Annotated in this window: 20 protein-coding genes; 11 read left to right on the forward strand and 9 right to left on the reverse strand. The window is 43.9% G+C overall.

Going from position 1 to position 19,593, the window contains the following annotated elements:
- Nucleotides 1-18 precede the first annotated feature (18 nt).
- From FFM78_RS00405 to FFM78_RS00415, 3 genes are read right to left on the reverse strand one after another with little or no spacing between them, the layout of a single operon-like run.
- Nucleotides 19-756 carry an amino acid ABC transporter ATP-binding protein gene (locus FFM78_RS00405; RefSeq protein WP_137636459.1) on the reverse strand — a complete coding sequence of 246 codons (738 nt, stop codon included), beginning with the start codon at nucleotides 754-756 and terminating at the stop codon, nucleotides 19-21.
- A gap of 20 nt (nucleotides 757-776) precedes the next feature.
- Complete coding sequence (locus FFM78_RS00410; protein WP_137636460.1) at nucleotides 777-1,460, reverse strand: amino acid ABC transporter permease; 684 nt, start codon at nucleotides 1,458-1,460, stop codon at nucleotides 777-779.
- Nucleotides 1,441-2,100: an amino acid ABC transporter permease gene (locus FFM78_RS00415; RefSeq protein ID WP_137636461.1), complete on the reverse strand. Its 660-nt coding sequence runs from the start codon at nucleotides 2,098-2,100 to the stop codon at nucleotides 1,441-1,443. The genes FFM78_RS00410 and FFM78_RS00415 overlap by 20 nt, the downstream gene beginning before the upstream one ends.
- 822 nt (nucleotides 2,101-2,922) lie before the next feature.
- Here FFM78_RS00415 and FFM78_RS00420 point away from each other — a divergent pair.
- Nucleotides 2,923-3,606, forward strand: a complete 684-nt coding sequence (locus FFM78_RS00420; RefSeq protein ID WP_137636462.1) for a GntR family transcriptional regulator — start codon at nucleotides 2,923-2,925, stop codon at nucleotides 3,604-3,606.
- A 145-nt stretch (nucleotides 3,607-3,751) separates the two neighbouring features.
- Here FFM78_RS00420 and FFM78_RS00425 read toward each other — a convergent pair whose 3' ends face one another.
- Complete coding sequence (locus FFM78_RS00425; protein ID WP_137636463.1) at nucleotides 3,752-4,432, reverse strand: EAL domain-containing protein; 681 nt, start codon at nucleotides 4,430-4,432, stop codon at nucleotides 3,752-3,754.
- 247 nt (nucleotides 4,433-4,679) lie between these two features.
- Here FFM78_RS00425 and FFM78_RS00430 point away from each other — a divergent pair, with 247 nt between their 5' ends.
- On the forward strand, nucleotides 4,680-6,053 hold the full coding sequence (locus FFM78_RS00430) for an FAD-dependent oxidoreductase (protein ID WP_137636464.1): 1,374 nt from the start codon (nucleotides 4,680-4,682) through the stop codon (nucleotides 6,051-6,053).
- Nucleotides 6,054-6,085: 32 nt separating this feature from the next.
- Nucleotides 6,086-7,255 (forward strand): GGDEF domain-containing protein, encoded by a 1,170-nt coding sequence (locus FFM78_RS00435; protein ID WP_137636465.1) that lies wholly within the window; start codon nucleotides 6,086-6,088, stop codon nucleotides 7,253-7,255.
- Between the two features lie 145 nt (nucleotides 7,256-7,400).
- Here the strand turns inward: FFM78_RS00435 and FFM78_RS00440 are convergent, their stop codons facing one another.
- Both FFM78_RS00440 and FFM78_RS00445 read right to left on the reverse strand, forming a co-directional pair.
- Entirely contained in the window at nucleotides 7,401-7,973 is a 573-nt protein-coding gene (locus FFM78_RS00440) for a DUF2179 domain-containing protein (RefSeq protein ID WP_137636466.1), read from the reverse strand.
- Nucleotides 7,974-8,082: 109 nt separating this feature from the next.
- Nucleotides 8,083-8,604: a DUF1836 domain-containing protein gene (locus FFM78_RS00445; protein WP_137636467.1), complete on the reverse strand. Its 522-nt coding sequence runs from the start codon at nucleotides 8,602-8,604 to the stop codon at nucleotides 8,083-8,085.
- A 169-nt stretch (nucleotides 8,605-8,773) separates the two neighbouring features.
- On the opposite strand from FFM78_RS00445, the gene trhA reads away from it, so the two are divergent.
- The 4 genes from trhA to FFM78_RS00465 all read left to right on the forward strand — a co-directional run bounded on the left by trhA (nucleotide 8,774) and on the right by FFM78_RS00465 (nucleotide 12,407).
- Nucleotides 8,774-9,409, forward strand: coding sequence for a PAQR family membrane homeostasis protein TrhA (gene trhA / locus FFM78_RS00450; RefSeq protein ID WP_137636468.1), 636 nt, complete (start codon nucleotides 8,774-8,776; stop codon nucleotides 9,407-9,409).
- 163 nt (nucleotides 9,410-9,572) lie between these two features.
- Nucleotides 9,573-11,021 (forward strand): glucosaminidase domain-containing protein, encoded by a 1,449-nt coding sequence (locus FFM78_RS00455; protein ID WP_137636469.1) that lies wholly within the window; start codon nucleotides 9,573-9,575, stop codon nucleotides 11,019-11,021.
- A 372-nt stretch (nucleotides 11,022-11,393) separates the two neighbouring features.
- Nucleotides 11,394-12,008 carry a histidine phosphatase family protein gene (locus FFM78_RS00460; RefSeq protein ID WP_137636470.1) on the forward strand — a complete coding sequence of 205 codons (615 nt, stop codon included), beginning with the start codon at nucleotides 11,394-11,396 and terminating at the stop codon, nucleotides 12,006-12,008.
- Nucleotides 12,009-12,059: 51 nt separating this feature from the next.
- A complete protein-coding gene (locus tag FFM78_RS00465) occupies nucleotides 12,060-12,407 on the forward strand; it encodes a hypothetical protein (protein WP_137636471.1) in 348 nt (115 codons plus the stop codon).
- 94 nt (nucleotides 12,408-12,501) lie between these two features.
- Here FFM78_RS00465 and FFM78_RS00470 read toward each other — a convergent pair whose 3' ends face one another.
- Nucleotides 12,502-13,917: an o-succinylbenzoate--CoA ligase gene (locus FFM78_RS00470; protein ID WP_137636472.1), complete on the reverse strand. Its 1,416-nt coding sequence runs from the start codon at nucleotides 13,915-13,917 to the stop codon at nucleotides 12,502-12,504.
- 3 nt (nucleotides 13,918-13,920) lie between these two features.
- Nucleotides 13,921-14,742: a 1,4-dihydroxy-2-naphthoyl-CoA synthase gene (menB, locus tag FFM78_RS00475; protein WP_137636473.1), complete on the reverse strand. Its 822-nt coding sequence runs from the start codon at nucleotides 14,740-14,742 to the stop codon at nucleotides 13,921-13,923.
- Nucleotides 14,743-14,774: 32 nt separating this feature from the next.
- Between menB and FFM78_RS00480 the strand changes: the two genes are divergently transcribed.
- Entirely contained in the window at nucleotides 14,775-15,155 is a 381-nt protein-coding gene (locus FFM78_RS00480) for a PaaI family thioesterase (RefSeq protein WP_137636474.1), read from the forward strand.
- Between the two features lie 786 nt (nucleotides 15,156-15,941).
- Here the strand turns inward: FFM78_RS00480 and FFM78_RS00485 are convergent.
- Nucleotides 15,942-16,409 carry a Fur family transcriptional regulator gene (locus tag FFM78_RS00485; protein WP_137636475.1) on the reverse strand — a complete coding sequence of 156 codons (468 nt, stop codon included), beginning with the start codon at nucleotides 16,407-16,409 and terminating at the stop codon, nucleotides 15,942-15,944.
- A gap of 278 nt (nucleotides 16,410-16,687) precedes the next feature.
- Here FFM78_RS00485 and FFM78_RS00490 point away from each other — a divergent pair, with 278 nt between their 5' ends.
- The 3 genes from FFM78_RS00490 (at nucleotide 16,688) to FFM78_RS00500 (ending at nucleotide 19,587) form a co-directional block, all read left to right on the forward strand.
- Nucleotides 16,688-17,377: a VIT1/CCC1 transporter family protein gene (locus FFM78_RS00490; protein ID WP_137636476.1), complete on the forward strand. Its 690-nt coding sequence runs from the start codon at nucleotides 16,688-16,690 to the stop codon at nucleotides 17,375-17,377.
- Nucleotides 17,378-17,414: 37 nt separating this feature from the next.
- Complete coding sequence (locus FFM78_RS00495; protein WP_171001804.1) at nucleotides 17,415-18,116, forward strand: VIT1/CCC1 transporter family protein; 702 nt, start codon at nucleotides 17,415-17,417, stop codon at nucleotides 18,114-18,116.
- Nucleotides 18,117-18,195: 79 nt separating this feature from the next.
- Nucleotides 18,196-19,587, forward strand: a complete 1,392-nt coding sequence (locus FFM78_RS00500; protein ID WP_137636478.1) for an MFS transporter — start codon at nucleotides 18,196-18,198, stop codon at nucleotides 19,585-19,587.
- Nucleotides 19,588-19,593 lie beyond the last annotated feature (6 nt).

Genomic DNA, 19,593 nt, shown 5'->3' on the forward strand with positions numbered 1-19,593 from the left:
AACAAAATAAGTGCTGTGTTAGAAATCCATACTGTTAAGAAAAATTTGTGCCCGTTCAGTTTGCGGATTAGCAAAAAACTGTTGTCCCGGTGTTTGCTCAAGAATATGACCTTCCTCTAAGAAAACCACTTGATCAGCGATTTCACGGGCAAAATTCATTTCATGCGTGACCACCAACATTGTCATTTTTTGCTGTGCCAAGTTGCGTAAAACTTCCAAAACCCCGCGCACCATTTCTGGATCAAGTGATGCTGTCACCTCGTCAAAAAGCATAAATTCAGGATTTAATGCTAATGCCCGGACGATAGCGATTCGTTGTTTTTGGCCCCCGGAAAGTTGCCGTGGATACGCATCTTGGTAATCGGCTAGCCCCACCTCCTTTAATAATTTAACTGCTTGTTCCTGCGCTTCGGCTTTGGAACGATGTTGCACCTTTAGCGGCCCCAACAAAATATTGTCGAGAACGGTTAAGTTTGGAAATAAATCATAACTTTGGAAGACCATGCCAATTTTTTGGCGTAGTTGCTGCCAAGTTTTAGCGTTTGGTGTGACTGGTTGTCCCGAAAAGGTCAACTGGCCGCTTTGAAAATCTTCTAGACCGTTGAGACAGCGAATCAACGTACTTTTACCAGAACCAGAGGGCCCTAATAAGACAGTGACGCTGCCGGTGGCGATCGTTAAATTGATATCATGTAAAATGTGGACATCACCGTATGACTTCTCGAGATGTTCCACTTGCAATAATGGCGTGGCCATAATGTTCCTCCTGTTCGTAATTAAGCGTTGTTGTTTTGGCGGCGTTCAAGGTGACGTGCCCAGGCCGATAGGGGATAACAGAGTAAGAAGTACAAAATAAAGATCAACCCATAAACCCAAAAGGCGCCGTTGGGATAGACTTGCCGGTTTGCTTCAATGATCTGCTGACCAATATTGACCACATCCATAACGCTGATCAATAGTAATAACGAAGTCGTTTTGATCACCCGGGTCATCAAATTGATCGTTGCCGGGATCATCAGACCAACGGCTTGTGGTAGAAGTACGTAGCGGTAAAGTTGCGGTCCGTTTAAGCCGATGGCCATGCCGGCTTCTTTTTGATGCCGTGGTACTGAGATCAAGGCACCGCGCACAATATCACTCATTTCTGCGGCAACCCACAAAGCGAAGACTAACATTGCCACAATTTGAGCGCTCAGGTTGACGTTAAAATTCTTAGGTAAGATATAGTAGAACAAAAACAGCAGCACCACGGTGGGCACGATCCGGAAAAATTCTAAGTATAAACGTAAAATAGTTCGTAAAACTGGATTTTTTAAAGTTCGTAAGGCCCCTAATAAGAGCCCTAATAAAATACCGATGACTAAGGAGACGATCGAAATTTTGGCCGAAACCCACAAGCCGCCTAATAAGCGGGTGAAATTTTGACCAGCAAATAAAATGTTAATTCCCGAATGAGCCACGACGCGCCCTCCTTTCTAACCAAGTCAATGCCAGTGATAGTGGGATCAAAATGATCGCATAGGCGATGACTAAGACGAACAGCGATTCGTCGGTATGATAATACAAACCGATCTGGTCCAACGCAGTGTTGGTGAGTTCTGGAATGGCAATAACCGTGAAGATCGAAGTCTCTTTGATCAGGAAGATCACGTTAGCGGCAATGGCAGGGACACTCAAAGTCAAACCTTGGGGAAAGACAACATAACGGGCCAGCTGACCGCGACTTAAGCCGATTGCTAAGCCAGATTCAACTTGAATCTTAGCGACCCCTTGCAATCCACCGTAGATCGCCTCGGCCATGTAACTACCACCAAGGAAAATCAGACCGCTGATACCAGCTGCTGTTGCTGATATTTTGATACCAATTTCGGGAAAAGCGTAGTAGATGAAAAATAGTTGGATCAATAATGGCGTGTTACGGGAAATCTCCGTGTAGGCCGCACTGATTTGGCGTAATACAGGGACTTTGAAGTAACGTAGAAAACTGGCGATCAAACCAACAATGATCGCACCAATAATACCGTAAAATGAAAGTTTAAGCGTTAGCCAAAAGGCTTGCACGAAAACCGGGATACTTTGTTGGATAATAGTCCAACTCATAAAGTCACCTCCAAATAAAAAACCGACACTGCAAAAAGCAATGTCGGGACGTAATGACGTGTTACCACCCAGATTTATTCAAACCTTGCGATTTGAACCTCATTCAGTCATAGACTGTGCAGTATATCGCCTGCCGACGACCGGAGATAGCTATGCAACTGTCCAGTATAGCTCCAAGTTCATCTTCATTTGTGAAATAACGCTTCATTGCACCAAGTAGAAGCTCGCTGGGGAAATTCACAAACTACTCTTCTCTTCATAGCTTAATGGTTCTAACTTATTTTTAATACTACACTATTTTTAAGCCGTGTCAACGGTCACATTAATAAGTTATTAGCGTAGCGGACTAAATTATAATTTACTTAATACTTTATTGGTTTTGCATTAAGACAAAGTAGTAGAACCTTAAAATTCGGGCTTGTTAGTGACCTGCAATATAAGTAAGGTTATCGTGAAAATTTTAACAGTGATGTTAAATATGATAGACGGCAGTGCGCACTACGACCGTTACCAGTAATTTTAGTGACAGTCGCGTCAATTATTGGTTATATACGCTGCTAAAAAATTTTGCTCGGCGTTAAAGTTGTTGAAGCAAATTTGACCAACTATTTTGGGCAAGGCTTCTTTGCAAGCACTGGGGCCGGCTGCAGGTTTGACTGGCAGAATTATCTTTGTGTTCAGGCAGGTTACAGAAGTTAGGAGTGCAGCTACCAACGTTTTGGGGCAAGTTGCGTCGGCGTTATTTTAAGTGAATAAACTTGAGAATTAAATTAAAAAATACTATAATCTGATATATCAGAACCGTTTAGAAAGGACTTTGTTATGCCATTACCTAAGAAGATCTCGATCACTACTGAGCTTAACGCGAAGGATCGTGTTTATCAGCAGTTACGCGAGTGGATCATCACCGGAACATTAGCGCCACGTGAAAAGATTTCTGATCAAGCGATCGCCGTTTTGTTTGGCGTTAGTCGAACCCCGGTCCGGGAAGCGTTACAATTATTAGCCACGCAAGAATTTGTGGAAATGATCCCCCGCAGTGCAACTCGAGTCACTGCAGTGGCCACTGACCAGATCAGTACGATTTACCGGCCATTGGCTGCGCTACAAAGTTTGGCCGCGGAATTAGCTGCTGCTAAGATCACACCAGCTGAAATTGAACAATTAACTGACCTTAATCACCAATATGAACAAGCGCAGATCCAAAATCAGCCGCAAGCAGTTTTAACAGCAGATAACGCCTTCCACAATCTGATTTTACAGATCGCGGCCAATCCGTATGTTAGTGAATTTTCACAATTAGTGAATGCCCACGCCCAACGAATTGAGAATTTTTATCTGGACCAACTCAATGTGGAACAACCAGTTGCTGTGCGTGAACATGAGAAGATCATTGCTGCGATCGCCGCAGATGATACGATTGCTGCACGTGAGCAAATGGAACAAAATTGGTTACATTCACTGTACATGGTACAAGGCTGTGTTACGGCTAACCAACAGAAATAATAAACGAGCTTCAAACCGGCAAAATTGACGGCAGTAATATATTGCAGCGCTATTGATCGAAAAATACGGACTACGACATTCGTCTAATGCCGTAGTCCTTTATTTAACTCCTTAATTTAAAGCCGGTACCTGCTAATAAAAGGCGTTATTCAGCATCCGTCGCTTTTAGCTTTAGTAAATGCGGCTTGCCGTAGTAGTAACCTTGGCGAATGTCGATCGCTAACCGATCCGCAATAGCATCATCAGCCGCATTTTCAATACCTTCTAAAATAAAGCGTAGGTTGTGTTTAGCGGCTAAGTCACGCCAAAAAATGACGTTTTGTTGGAATGCCTCATCTTGAAATGATTCTGAAAAATCTTGTAAGGCAAATTTAATTTCAGTTGTATAAGGTAACAATGCTTTAATTTGGGTTAAATTATTTTCACCAGTGCCAACGTCATCTAGACTGATCTCCATTCCCCGCAGCGTAAATTTTTCTATTTGGGCCAGTAACTGAGTGGTTGGCCAGTGCTCGTCACCAGGTTCTTCGGTTAATTCGACGATTAACTTGACTGGGCGCAACAGGGCCTGTGAACGAATGATCGCCTGGGTGATCTGGGGATCCATTAATTGCGTTCGGTTAAGGTTCACTGAAACCGACCCGATCTTTAACGCTAATTGTTCAGTGGTCGCGATCAAGGTATCCGCGATGATCTTAGCTGGTATATCGGAAAAGTGCTTAGGTGGCCGCCAACCGGCAGTTGTTCTTTTCTTCATTAAGAGTTCATAGCCGATCAGTGTTTTATTGATTTTATTTAATTGTGGTTGAATAAAATAACGATACATTTTTATGCTCGCTTTCAATTGAGTAGATCCAGAATGATACATGAAATATAGGGCTAAGTTTGGCTGGCGGGTCTAAAACGAGTTGGCTACCGCCGCCAACAACCGGGTACTTATTGGTATAGTTTTAGGTTGTTTTAGAAACTATTCTGTTTTACCAACCATATAACGTATTATAATATAAAATGACGGTAGTGGTTTATATTTACCCTTGTGAAATTAGAAATTGTTTTATGAAGGAGAATTTAAAATGAAAGTTATTGTTGTGGGCTGTACACATGCGGGAACCGTTGCGGTGACGCAAATATTGCAAGAACATCCGGATACTGAGGTGACCGTTTATGAACGGCATGATAACGTTTCTTTTTTATCGTGCGGGATCTCACTTTATCTTAATGGCCAAGTCAAGCACTTGGAAGACATGTTTTATTCCAGCCCAGAAGAGCTAAGTGAGTTAGGGGCTACAGTACGCTTGCAACATGATGTTCTTAAAATTGACGCTGCCACTAAGACTTTGACGTGCACGGATCTGAAAACCAACGAAATTTTTAAGGATACTTACGATAAGTTGATCATGGCAACCGGGTCCTACGTGGTGGTACCACCGCTGATCGGAATCGATAACTCCCGTGTTTTATTATGCAAAGATTACGCGCAAGCACAAGAAATTTACCGAACCGCGCAAAATCATAAACACGTCGCGATCGTTGGCGGTGGCTATGTCGGTGTTGAGTTAGCTGAAAGTTATGCTGATACTGACCATGAAGTGACCTTGATTCAAGGCCGTGACCAGTTGCTGAATAATTATGTTGATCCAGCACTAGCGCATAAGGTCACTAATATGCTAGTTGATCATGGGGTGCACGTTTATTTAAATGAGCGAGCTCAAGCTTTTAGTGGCGATGAGCAGGTGATCATCAAAACGAATAAGGGAGAACGACAGGCTGATTTAGCGATCGTCTGTACTGGCTTTGTTGCTAATACTGATCTACTACGCGGTCAAGTTGACATGGATCGCCGTGGTGCGATCATCATTAATGATTATATGCAGACCTCCGATCCAGCGATCTACGCAGCCGGTGATGCCTGTGTCGTTCACTTTAATCCGACTGATCATCCAGCTTATATTCCTTTAGCTTCAAACGCGGTTCGGCAGGGGATCTTAGCGGGAACTAATATTTTTGGGCATACACAGAAATATATGGGGACGCAGGCGACCTCAGCCATGGCAATTTTTGGCCATACGTTGGCGTCCACTGGTTTAACGCTGCATGCAGCGCTAGAAGCTGGTTTTGCCGCGGCGGCGGTCACTTTCCGCGAAAATTATCGACCTGATTATATGCCCTCAACGGCCATGTTGACGATCGTATTGGTTTATGATCGGTCGAATCGGCGGATCCTTGGTGCCCAGTTCTTCAGTAAACATGAAGTTGCCCAGTCGGCTAATACACTATCTGTTTGCATTCAAAATAAAAATACGATTGATGATCTAGCATATGTAGATATGTTATTCCAACCTAATTACGATCAACCCTTCAATTATTTGAATCTAGTTGCTCAGCTAGCAGTGGCTCAAGAAAACGGCCTTGTTCACAAACAAAATAGTGTACCAAGTGATCAATGAATGAGTTGAAATCAATTAAGTAGAATTAAGGGATGATAATTTTGACGCAGCAATTTTGGCTGGTCCAGCCATTGTTTACCGGGATCTTTTTTGCGTTAGGCATTATTTTGTTTTTCCAGTTGATCGTGCGGTCAACGTTACGTCATTATAATCACCAACGCCAAAAAATTGATAAGATCGATTTCTCTGTCGGTCGTTTAAAATTGATCAGTGTTGCTTACTTTTCATGCTTGGCCATCTTTTTTGAATATAGCGCGGCCAATGTACGAAATTATGTAGCTTTTATTAATTTTCGTTTATTGCTATTGATTTTCGTTATTGTTTTTCTGGGTTTGCGGTCTAGTCTGATCATTGCAGCATGTGATATTTTGGCGCACTTAGTGTTCTATCAATTTTCAATTGAAACTTTTTATCATGCCGTTTTTATTGTGACTATGTTTGCGGCGGTTTACCTAATGATCGCTTGGATCCGCCATGATAAATCAAGTGCTGCCTGGATCATTCCTGGCGCGGAGGGGTTAGTGATCATCATTTGGTTTACGGTGCACTTCATTAATATTCGCGGTGTTGGTACGATTGGTTGGTCCAGTGTTTGGTTCAATAGTATTAGTTTTTTGCTCATGGAAATGGTGCTATTTTACAGCTTAAGCACACTTTTCCATGAAAATCAGCAGCTACTAACTGTTACCCGCCAAGCGAGTATTGATTCGCTGACCAAATTAAAAAATTACAACGTGTTTAACAAGGAATATACCCACATTTTTGAGCAAGCCGGCCAGGCTAATTTAACGCTAACAATGCTAGAAATGGATATTGATCGCTTTAAAAATATTAATGATCATTATGGCCATTTGGCAGGTAATGAAGTGTTGATCCAAGTCGGGATGGTTTTAAAAAGACTGACTGAACAAGTTGATCACGCAGCTTGTTATCGGACCGGCGGTGAAGAATTTAGTATTTTGTTACCACGTTTATCAGTTGTTGAAGCCGGACAATTTGCCCAGCGGCTACAAACCGAACTGGATCAGTTAAATGTGGCTTACAATCATGAAGTGATCAAGGTCACTGCTTCAGTCGGTATTGCTACATTGCGGAATTATGATAAAAATGCGGATCATCTCTTCGAACGGGCGGATCGGATGTTATATCTTTCCAAAGGTCGGGGCCGGAATCTAGTGACAACTGATGAAACTTCATTATAGACTTAAAACTCGCTTGGCTTAGGCGCAAACCTAAAACAAGCGAGTTTTAAATTTATTCGGCAATAACGATCAGAATACTACGAACTGCTCACGGTAAATTGGTTTAAGCGTTTAGCGGTAGTTGAAATTAAGCAATTAAGTATTTTTATTTATGGTTATGTTCGGCGATGATTTGGCGGCGACGGTTAAGCCGTTTGACCCAAAATCCGCCGTTAAAAGTAGTCGGTTCCAGCGATAACATAAAGGCCCGCGGATTAAAAGCTAGCACCATGGCGTAGATCGTTTTTTCATCTTTACGTGGCACAAGAACTTCTAATACCATTCGCGCACCATCGCGCCCAACACCAGCGAATTCAGTGACGCCAAAGCCAGCATCCCGAAGTAAATGGACTAAGGTTTGCTTGTCACGATTTTGTTCTTCACGCGGGATGATGATCTGAACGATAACGTATCCGATCGCCAGCCATCGATCGATCAACATACCTAAGGCGATGCCGACACCAAAACCTAAGGCATACACGACGAGATAAATTGGGTTGGCTAAGCTATTCAAAACATAGTTCAAACCCAAAGTATATAAGGAAATCTCAACCATACCAAAAAAAGGGGCGACCCAAATCAAACCTTTGTTTTGAAAAATCAGGCGCAACGTGTTGATCGTTAAATAAAGTACATTGATACCAAAAACCAAGCCAATAAAGCCTAAATTAATGTGCATAACAGCGACCCTCCTTAGCTATATAGTTAATTTTAAACAATCCCCACTTGGGAAAGCAATTCATTTTGATCAGTGACCATAAAAAAAGCTGTTTTTGCGCGGCGGTAGCTTAACTGGCACTGACACTTTTCGCTACAGTCAGCAGTGTGTGCTGACTGATGATTTGATACAAAATAGTTCGGATCGCTGCCTTTTGTGTCAAAATATGACTTGCATCGGTTGGCTTGAATAGTGGCGTTGTGGTCGGTTGTTCAAGATTGACCAGTTCAGTGTTAATGCGGTCAATAAATTGATCGTAGGCCTGCTCCGGTGTTGAAGTCGCTACTGCCTGTTGAATGCCGGTGTGGATCGTTTCTAGCGGGAAGGCCGCCTTGAAAAGACTGACAATAATGATCTCCGCTAAATGAGTACGGGTATAGTGTTTTTTTTCTGGTCGGTGAATAATTTTACGTTTAACGTAACTATTGACCATGCTTTTTGTTAACGGGTCAATACCCAGCGGCCGTAAATAGCGATCAGTTTCTGTGATCACTTGATCCATATATAAATCAAATTCTGGAAGTGCCTGCCATTTTGGTAAACGTACTGCAGCGAGCTGAGTCAACCAGGCATTAAAATCAGTTTCTGCCATTTACTTTTCCTCCAACCTTTTAATCAGTTAATCTTATTATGCCACAGCAAAAAATAATTACCACATCTAGACATGATATCTACATGTGGTAAACTATAGCTAAAGATAAATCGACATCAACTTAGTGCATGACTAAAAATTAGCTTTTTAAAATTAAGGGGGTCATTTTATGACAACTAATCTGAAACATCAAATACTAGTGCTGGAAATTTGGAATGCGATCACTCATGGTATTGGCTTCATCGGTAGTGTTGTCATGTTTATTTTACTGATTCGGCGCGGTCTAAGCGCACCTGAACCCGCTTTATTCGCATTAATGGTTTACGGGATCACGTTGATGCTACTCTATTTGGCGTCGACCCTTTATCATTGTTTGTCACTGACCCGAGCCAAACGCGTTTTTCAAATTTTTGATCATTGTAATATTTATTTACTGATCGCGGGAACCTATACGCCATACTGTTTATTAGCGATTCGCGGCGGTTTTGGCGTGGGGATGTGTTTGGCAATTTGGGCTTTAGCTTTAGCAGGGATCGGGTTGCATATTTTAAGTGGGGCGCGACAACAAAAATTGGAAACCACGATTTACGTTGTTATGGGCTGGCTGTGTTTAATGGCAATGGGACCGCTGTATCATCACTTAGGTCTTGGCGGCTTTAGTTTACTAGTTGCTGGTGGCATCACGTTTACGTTAGGGGCGGTGATCTACAGTTTTCCTAAGGTACCGTATTTACACTTGATTTGGCACTTTTTGGTCATGCTGGGAACGACCTTAATGTTTTGTTCAATTTATTGGTTTATCTGATCAAGTTCAGCTGCCGAGCCAGTTTACTTGATCTTTTTCGCCGAATAGACTTAGATAAGGGTGTCCAATAAAAGTATCTAGATAAACTTGCGTATATTAAGATTAGGCAACCAGCTAATGAGGCTAGGCTAGTTGCTTAATCTATATTGTGGGGGAATCTGGAATGACTCGGAAAAATATAAAACAACGTGTTGCTACAGTAACTTTGGCCGGCTTTGTTTTAGGCACACCGTTTTTAATGGCACTTCCAAGCGTTGTATCTGCGGCGACGTCGGCGTCACCGCAGACGACAGCGAAAAATGCCGCTCAAATTGCGGCACAACAGGATGTGTTGGCGGGGCGGCCTAGGGGTACAAGTCGTGATCCAGCAGGAAATGCCAGTTATCAAGCTGATTATACGGCGGAATTTACTTTGGGCCAGACGGAATTACATTTTGGCCAAGTAGATGCCGATCAAGATGTAATGACCCAAAAAACGCAGGGAACCAGCAAGCATGCTGCAAGAACCATTTATTATGATCAGGGTTATGCGGCGGAATTTGTGCCCGCATTAGCTTCTTTTAGAGCTGGGCTGATTGCGGGCTGTGCTGCAGGCACTGCACAAGTAGTAGCACAGAACACCGACCAATTAGCGGCAGTTTATCAGGCCGGCTATACTGCAGGTTACGCACAGGCCCAAGCACAACAAAAGGCCGCGGCTAAGCGTCGTGCTGCTGTTAAGCCGACAACTCGCAATGACACTAAACAAGCAACAGCTGTAACAGCTAAGTCAGTTGCTAAGCCGGCAAATAATGTGGCGACCAGATCTACTATTAAGCCAGCCAATACTACCGGCGTTAAAACTGTAAAAAATCAGCATGTGCTTACTGACCCTGCTATTCACCGTCAGCCAATGATCACACCGCCGGTACTGAATAATACTAATGGTGTGCTAACGTCGGCTGATAATAGCGGGTTATTCGCTGCAGGGATGCCAGTAGCATCACATACCGAATTTATTAGGTCGTTCGCCAAGGATGCACAAAAAATTGCGCAAAAGAAGGGCTTGTATGCTTCGGTTATGATCGCGCAGGCTGCGTTGGAAAGTGACTGGGGGACTAGTACCTTATCCTTAGCGCCTAACTATAACTTATTTGGCGTTAAAGGTGGCTATCAAAACCAAAGTACGCTGTTAGCAACCCAAGAGGACAACGGTTTGGGCCAGCTGTACACGACTGAAGCGAATTTTAAGCGCTATTATAATTATAAAAACGCGCTCACGGACTATGCTGATCTACTTAAAGGCGGTCCAGGGTTAGCCGCTAATTATTATGCCGGCACGTGGAAACAAAATGCGCCAACCTATCAGGCAGCAACGCAGGCGTTAACTGGGCGTTACGCAACGGATACTAAGTATAATTTAAAGTTAAATCAAATCATCGCTACTTACCATTTGACCGATTATGATCAGGCACAAAAGGCTAGCAAGCCAGCCGCTAAATACGTGAATTTTATGGCAACCTTAAAGCGCCGACCGCAATTATCACCAAGCTATTTTAGTGCGTTTAGACAAGCCACTATAATAAGCAGCAAGCCACAATTATTGCGAACACCGTTTATTTGGTATCTATAAATGACGACACAAAATAGCCTCATAACGCTGATAAATCACTTAAGGCGCGCCACTTTAATAACCGAGTTCAGAAAAATAAATAAGGAACCGTAACATAATTTACTTATGTTATGGTCCCTGGGTGAACCGGTTGTAAAACAGTTTACGGGGGACGTAATCTGAGCTTTACCGGTATCATATTAATGGTACCATTTAGCTTTACTAAATCAAGTTGAAACTGAATAATAATCCGTAATGAATTAAAGGCCGCCAGTGAAGCGTGCCTTTTTGTGTGTTATAGATGATTGACTTGTTCCATATGAAACATTAGGTTTTCATAAAATTAGTGGCTAAATATGGTATATTAAAGGAAACTCATCAGGGGGCTTTTGCATGACTGAATTCTATATTGTCCGTCACGGACAGACACAAGCAAATACGCAAGACATCAAGCAAGGGACGATCAATTCGCCAGAGACCTACTTAAATGATACTGGTAAAGCACAGGCACAAGCGCTTCATGACCACTTTGACTTAAAATTCGCTGATCGGATCATTGCTAGCCCATTAGAACGGACTAAGCAAACGGCCGCTATTTTAAACATGGGTTACGAACTACCGATAAGCTTCGATCCCCGGCTCAAAGAAATTTCTTACGGTAGCTGGGATGGCCAAACAAACGCAGAGCTACGCAAACAATATCCTGAATTATTTAATCCGGTCACTGGTGAAGTATATCCGGACTACGCTATTCCCGCTAAAGGGGAGGAATTCACAGCGGTTGAAGCTCGGGTACGCGAGTTTACTGAAGAGACCACCCAGCGCTATCCTGAAGAAAAAATCATAATCGTATCACATGGTTTTACGGTGCGCAGTTTTGCGGCCAACGCGGTGCAGCCAACCGATCCAATGAGTATCCCGGAACCGGAAAACACTAGTGTGACTAAAGTTATTTGTACCCCGGATACTTTTGAACAGTATTTGATTTATTATAATCGACGTTACTGAGCTCAAATTGTGCTATAGTCGAATAGGATAATAAGTTAAGGGATGATTAGGATGGCAAAAGATACAGAGGCAACGTTGGCGCAGATCAAGACTAGGCTAGAAAAGTTAGCTGCTGATATGCGTAAACTAGGGGGAAAAACAGGTAGCCTTAGTCAACGAATGACGCAGCGCCAAGCGATTCGTGAGGTTCATGCGATCGTTGCGGAAACTAAACAGGTGACCGCAACCACGCAACCGCTGAGTACTGCCGAACGTCAAGCATTGGATTATATTAAAGTTGAATTTATTGATCTTGATGATGCACTGGTCAACTTGCCGGATACTGATGATAAATTAAAACAGGTGATGTTGCAACAGGAAGCTTTGAAAGCTGTTCAGCAACGCTTGACGCTAAAATAAGAGGTTGCGGCATAAGTAATTTATGTCGCAACCTCTTGTCTGTTTTTACCTGCTTGCACTTAGCCCATTTTGTTGTTTATTTAGGACCGCGGTCTTATTTTAGTTGTTGTTCTGGTTGTGGCGTTAAGGCTTGGCGCTTTAACTTGCCATTGCCAGTGCGCGGAAAATCCGCCACACAATAAAAAGCGCGGGGCACTTTGTAATGAGCCAAATGTTGACGACCGTAGGCACGCAGTTCGGCTGTGCTGATGTTAGTATTTAGCTGGATATAAGCTAACGGCACACTGCCCCAAGTGGGATCGGCGTGGCCGGCAACTACAATTTGTTTGATCGCGGGATGCTGCTGGTAAACAGCCTCAATTTCACCGGGGAAAATATTTTCACCCCCGGAATTGATCATATCGCCGCTCCGGCCTTTAACGAAGAGAAAACCCTCCGCATCAAGATAACCAATATCATCGGTGTCAAACCAACCGGCCCGTATTTTTTTAGTGAAAGCAGCCGCCTGATTTAAGTAACCAGCCGCTAGAGTTGGTGTTTTAACCAAGATATGTTGATCCGCCGCAATTTTAACTTGTACTGGAAATAGCGGCTGTCCGGCAGAACCTAACTTGCGGGCAGCATTAGCAAAATCTAGCGCAACGATCTGTGAAGCCGTTTCGGTCATCCCGTAGGACTGAATCACCGGGATATGTCGTTGCTGACAAATAGTCAAAGTAGCCCGATCAATGGGACCGCCGCCCAGCAGCATACAACGAAAAGCAGGATGATAATGCTGGTTCAGTGGCAAAGTCTGCAGTAATTTCTGCAGCATATAGGGCACCACTGAGATCGTGGTGATCGGTTGTGTACATAACAATTGGTTGATCTGCTGAGGATCAAAGTGATCGACTAATACCACGGTCATCCCATAAATTAGGCTCCGCATCATGATCGATAAGCCGCTAATATGAAAAAGGGGCACACAACAAAGCCAAGTATCAGCCGCAGTCAAACCTAAATTTAAAACCGAACCGATCGCTGAGTAAAAATGATTGTTATAAGTTTGCAGGACACCTTTAGCATGGCCGGAGGTTCCTGACGTAAACATGATACTAGCAACGGTAGTGGCTGCAAATTCAGCAACTGGGGTGATCGTCGTTACCGGTTGCTGGGCTAATTCACTAAAGCTGACCACTTTGACTGGCAGTGGTCGTATTAAGTTATCAGCGGCCAAACACAAAGTTACGGCTGCAGCTTGTAATTGCTGCGTTAATTCATCGCTACTTAGCCGTTGGTTTAATAATACGGGTGCGCAACCTAGTTGATGTAAGGCAAGAATCGTCAAGTAGCCAGGTAATGTATTATCAGTTAAAATAGCGATACGACCGTGGGGCTGTAGATAGGCAATACGGCCAGCTTGTTGCAAGACCTGCTGTTGCAGTTGAGCAAAGGTCAAGCTGTGCGTGCCAGCGCGCACAGCACAGTGTTGCGGGGAAAGTCGTGCGCGTTTACTTAACCAATTTTCCATCGTTTATGGAAATTTCGGGAATTGATCGAAATCAGGTTGACGTTTCTGATTGAATGCATCCCGGCCTTCCTTACCTTCATCAGTGGTGTAAAATAGCATCGTAGCATCGCCAGCCAGTTGCTGCAACCCCGCTAGGCCATCAGTGTCGGCGTTCATTGCTGCTTTAATGAAACGCAGCGCGGTAGGGGACTTCGTCAAAATTTCGTTGCACCAATCTAAAGTGACGGATTCAACTTCGGCCAATGGGGCCACTTTATTGATCCAATTCATTTGGTAAGCTTCTTCAGCGCTGTAAAAATGGTTTAAGAACCAAACTTCCTTAGCCCGTTTATGGCCGATCACCCGGGCTAAATAACCTGAACCATAACCTGCGTCAAAGCTACCAACTTTCGGGCCGGTTTGACCAAATTGTGCATTGTCTGCCGCGATCGTTAAGTCGCAGACTAGTTGGAGAATATTACCGCCACCTACTGACCAACCTTTGACCATGGCAATTACTGGTTTAGGGATGATCCGAATCAAATGTTGTAGATCAAGCACGTTCAGGCGGGCAATTTTGTCAGGCCCAACATAACCGCCGTTACCGCGGATGCCTTGATCACCGCCGGAGGAAAAGGCCTTGTCGCCGGCACCGGTTAAGATGATCACACCAATGCTAGCGTCATCACGGCAGATCGTGAAAGCATCGATCATTTCCTGAATAGTCACTGGCGTGAAAGCATTCAATTTTTTAGGTCGATTCATGGTAATTTTTGCGATTTTATCGGCCCGTTCAAAAATGATTTCTGAGTAGGTTTTGACACTTTGCCAAGTTACACTAGTCATACACACAACTTCTTTCTATATGGAGGTAAAAAATGAATTTACTTGAATTATTGGGGGTTAAAACGTTGCGCGCGACTGCTACCGAAGCCATTGTTGAGGTCGCTGTTACCGCTAAGTTAAAGCAGCCATTTGGGATCGTTCACGGCGGTGTCAATACGATCCTAGCAGAAACGGCAGCTAGTCTAGGCGCCAATGCCGGCTTGGATACAACGGTTCAAGTAGCCGTAGGGGTCAACGTGGAAACGCACCACCTTTATACTGTAGCACAAGGAACGTTGCGCGCCAACGCTAAACCCTTACATACAGGCCGGCGCTTACAAACTTGGCAGGTTGAGGTCTATGAACAGGGTAGCCAGCGCCTCACCAGCGTCAGTACAGTCACTTTAATGATCACTACGCGACCACAAGAATAGTGGTCTGCTTTCTTGATTTTGGCCACAAAAATAGACTTCAAGTCTCCTCAGTCTTGAAGTCTAACGAACGGTGGAAAGTGCCTGACCTAAATTACTTTGGTCGTACAGAGATTTTTGAATATCTAGACACCTTCATATTAAGTTTTACGCATACGGTGACTTCTAGCTTACCTGTTTATTAATTAGCTACATCTGTATGGTCGTTCATATCAAATGATATGATTCATGACCCGCAAACTAGGTTTCAGCGAAGCACCAGGAGCGTTGGAGCTGTGGTTATGCCTGCTATGCGACATACACCTCCATGAAAAATTTGGTTACTTTTTGATTCGACGTTTCACAACGTGGATCGGTTTTTGATTTGGAGATAGATGGAACAATTCTAAACGTGTTGCCTACGACCGCCATTTCGTGTCTTGGTGGTCTGCCGAAGACTTGATCGAACTATCAAACTTTTAAATCTATTTGTCACCAACGACTGCTATTTCACGTCTTAGCAGTCTGCCGAAGACCGAGGAGCCTTTTCTTACTGGTCAGGTCTTATCCTTTCCACACTCATAATATACCATCTGCTGTAAGCGATTGCAAGTGATAACCACGAATGTTTTAGGCTTTTTTAATTGCGGGGGTAATGCCTGTTAGGTTACCGTTGATCGGTGGTATCTGCCGGCTACAAAGTGGTAGCGCTAAGTGGCTGTGCTAAGGCCATCCACGGTGTTACCAATGTTGTTTAAATAAAGTGATGTAAAAACGGTTATGACTATTTCAGTCATAACCGTTTTAGCGTTATTTAATATTTTCCTTGTTGACCCGTAATTTTTTTTGGCAATCGGGGCATAATCCATACACTTCCATATGATTACCGGAAATAAGGTAACCTGTAAGTTCCGCGGTTTTGGCCTCTAATGTTCGTTCGACTTTGCTAAAGTCGGGGAACGTGACGTCGGTGATCCGACCGCAGTTGGTACAGATCGCATGATAATGTGGGCTCCCAAAGTAATCATAATGAGTGCTGCCATCACCATTCTGGAGTTCAACGACGATCCCAAGATCGACAAAAGTATTTAAAGTATTATAAATTGTTGCTGCACCAAGATTTGGTAACTTCCTGCTAAGCGCCACCCGGATCATTTCGACTGATGGATGGTTATGATGGCTGGCTAGGTATGAGAGGATGATGTGGCGTTGCGGTGTGACCCGTAAACCGTGATCCTTCAATACCTGCAGCGTTTGATCCGTAACGTCAGTAGCCACAAGCGGTCATCCTTCCTAAATAATTGAGATTGATCTGAAAAGGCAATTAAAAAACTTTTAGTAGTTTTAATTTTTACATCTATATTAAACCACGTCTTTAGAATGATTCCAAGTTAAAAAACTATCCGAATTGAAAAAAGTTTTCAATTAACGTTATATAAGCTTTTTTGAGAAATTAAGGGAAATCGCTTTACATTTATAAGAATTGAAATTATAATTTATTTGATAGCAAGTAAGAATGATTCTAAACTGAAAATAATTAGAAAGAAGGCGGCAGCATGGAGCGGGCCAAAAAACAACGTTCGTTGGCAGAAAAAATCAACGTGATGCGGGCCAGCGTAATGGGTGCTAACGACGGAATTCTTTCGATCGCTGGGATCGTCATTGGGGTCGCCGGTGCCACTAGTAACAGTGGCGCGATTTTTCTAGCTGGGATCGCAGGAATGCTGGCCGGAACGGTTTCAATGGCAATGGGTGAGTATGTTTCTGTCAACACACAACGTGACTCCGAGCGGCGGGCGATCGAGAAGGAATCAGCGGCTTTAGATGACCATTATCAGGATGAATTTGATTTTATTCAGCATAAGTATATGCAAACGGGAATCCCGGCGGCGTTAGCTAAAAAGGCAACACAAGAAATGCTACAAAAGGATGGACTATATACCGCAGTTCGCGAACGTTATGGTTTCAATCCCCGGGAAAAAACCAGTGCGTATGCCGCTGCTTTTGCGTCAATGGTCGCTTTTCCTACCGGCTCGATTTTACCATTGGTATCGATCACGTTCTTCCCAGCGGCAATTAAAATAATCGCCACAGTGATCGCCGTAATGGTGGCATTGACCATTACCGGATACACTGCCGCCGCATTAGGTAACGCTAACCGCTGGCGGGCAGTTTTGCGGAATGTGGTTTCAGGTTTATTGACGATGGTGGTGACCTACGCCATTGGTAGTTTATTTGCCCATTAGTTACTGATCAATTTGTGAAGGAGGCACCAAAACATTGATGAAAGTTATTAAACCAACCGCCGCACCTAAACGGAAAATGACGATGGCGGAGCGCTCGAACACTTTGCGGGCTGGCGTTTTAGGTGCCAACGATGGTATTTTGACCGTTGTCGGTGTGCTGTTTAGTGTTGCGGCGGCGACCACCAACGAATTCACGATTTTTATTGCTGGTTTAGCTGACCTGTTGGCTTGCGCCTTTTCCATGGCGTCAGGGGAGTATGCTTCAGTTAGTTCGCAAAAAGATACAGAAAAAGCAGTCGTTGCCAAGGAAGCTAAGTTATTAAAGGCGGATTTTGCTGGTGAATTGGCGGCGGTGACCGCACATTATCAGGCGCGCGGTGTAACTGCGGCGACTGCCCAGGAGATCGCGGCGGCGCTAATGGAAAAAGATGCGTTAGGCACTGTGATTCGGATCAAATATGATTTAGAATTAGGTCATTATATGAGCCCGTGGCAAGCAGCTTTTTCATCGTTAGTTGCGGCAGCTTCTGGCGGCCTATTTCCGTTAGTGGCGATGACCCTAGCACCAACGGCGTGGGCGTGGCCGAGTACCATTGTGGCAGTAACGTTATCAGTTGCCTTAACCGGTTTTCTAAGTGCTAAATTAGGCGATGGCTTAGTTAAAACAGCAGTTATTCGCAATATTTTAGTTGGGATCATCACCATGTTCATTCATTATTATATTGGGCAGTGGATGTAGATTAGAAGGACAACGAGCGGCTGCGTCCACGCGCAACCGCTTTTTTTGTTGGTAAAGTTATTATTTGGAGGCCTTTCAAGTGCAAACGAAGCAAGCACAACGTTTTTGGTTTATCGCAGTCTTATTAGCCGGCACCTTTACGATGTCGATCAGCCAGTCGTCACTATCGACGGCTTATCCAACGCTGATGCAATATTTTAACCTGCCGGCAGCAACGATCCAGTGGCTGACCACAGGTTTCATGCTGGTAATGTGTGTCATGATGCCAGTGAGTCCCTGGTTGTTAAAGAACATCCCCTTTAAACGCTTATTCTTAGGCGTTTTACTGATTTTTGATCTTGGCACCTTGATCATCCTTTTAGCACCTAATTTTGCGATGATGTTAACTGGACGTGTCTTAGAAGCTGTTGCCGTAGGGGTCCTTTTCCCGGCCTATCAATCAGTTATGTTAACGATCACGCCGGAGACCAAACGGGGTAGTACGATGGGGGTCGCCGGTTTGGTCATGGGTTCAGCTTTGGCAGTCGGCCCGATCATTTCTGGGATCGTTTTACGCTTTACCACTTGGCAAGGTCTGTTCATCGTCTTTTTAGTCATCATTACGCTAGTTTTCATTGCCAGTCTTTTTACGATCAAAAGTGTGATGACGTTAGCACCGTCTAGCGTTGACTTCATTTCGATCGTTTGCTCGGTGGGGATCATTGGTGTTTTATACGTCGTCAATCAAATCGGTCAGGCTGGTAACTGGGGCTTTAATTTAGCGCTACTAGCCGTCAGTTTAGTCGCTTTGGCAATTTTTGTTCGGCGGCAGTTTCAGCTTAGGCAACCATTATTGGAATTACGAGTGCTAAAGACTTTTAATTATGATCTGGCGGTTTTGTTGACGGCCATCTCTTATATTGCGTTGATCGTCGTCACAATTATTTTTCCATTGTATTACCAAAAAGTGCTGGGTGTTTCACCATTTATTTCCGGCATGGCGCTGGTACCTGGCGCCGTGGTTTTAAGTGTTCTAAATCCGTTGACCGGTAAATTAGCCGATCGTTTTGGATTCAAAAAAGTGATGCTAGCCGGGATGCTACTGATCTGTGCCGGTTGGTTAATTCTGGCGCTGTTTGCTGCCCATATGAACTTAGCCTTGATGATGATCTTAGCCGCTTTAATTGAAGGCGGTAATGCCTTCGTCATGATGCCAGCGGTGACCTTAGGGGCTAATGCGCTACCGGATCAGTTGATCGCACACGGAACTGCCGTGATCACGACTGTCCGGCAGATTCTCGGTTCAACTGGGGTAGCGGTGGCCACTTTGATTTTGGCCAACGTAACGGTCGCATTACATAACCGCGGTTTTAATGCTAGCCAAGCGCAATTAGGCGGTTACCGTGCAGTTTTCGTTATCTTTTTAATTGTTGAGCTATGTGGCTTAGTCTTAGCTTTCATGTTAAAAGATACCAAAAAGGCGCGCGTATAGTGTATG

It is taken from the genome of Loigolactobacillus binensis (assembly GCF_005405165.1).
Taxonomy (GTDB): domain Bacteria; phylum Bacillota; class Bacilli; order Lactobacillales; family Lactobacillaceae; genus Loigolactobacillus; species Loigolactobacillus binensis.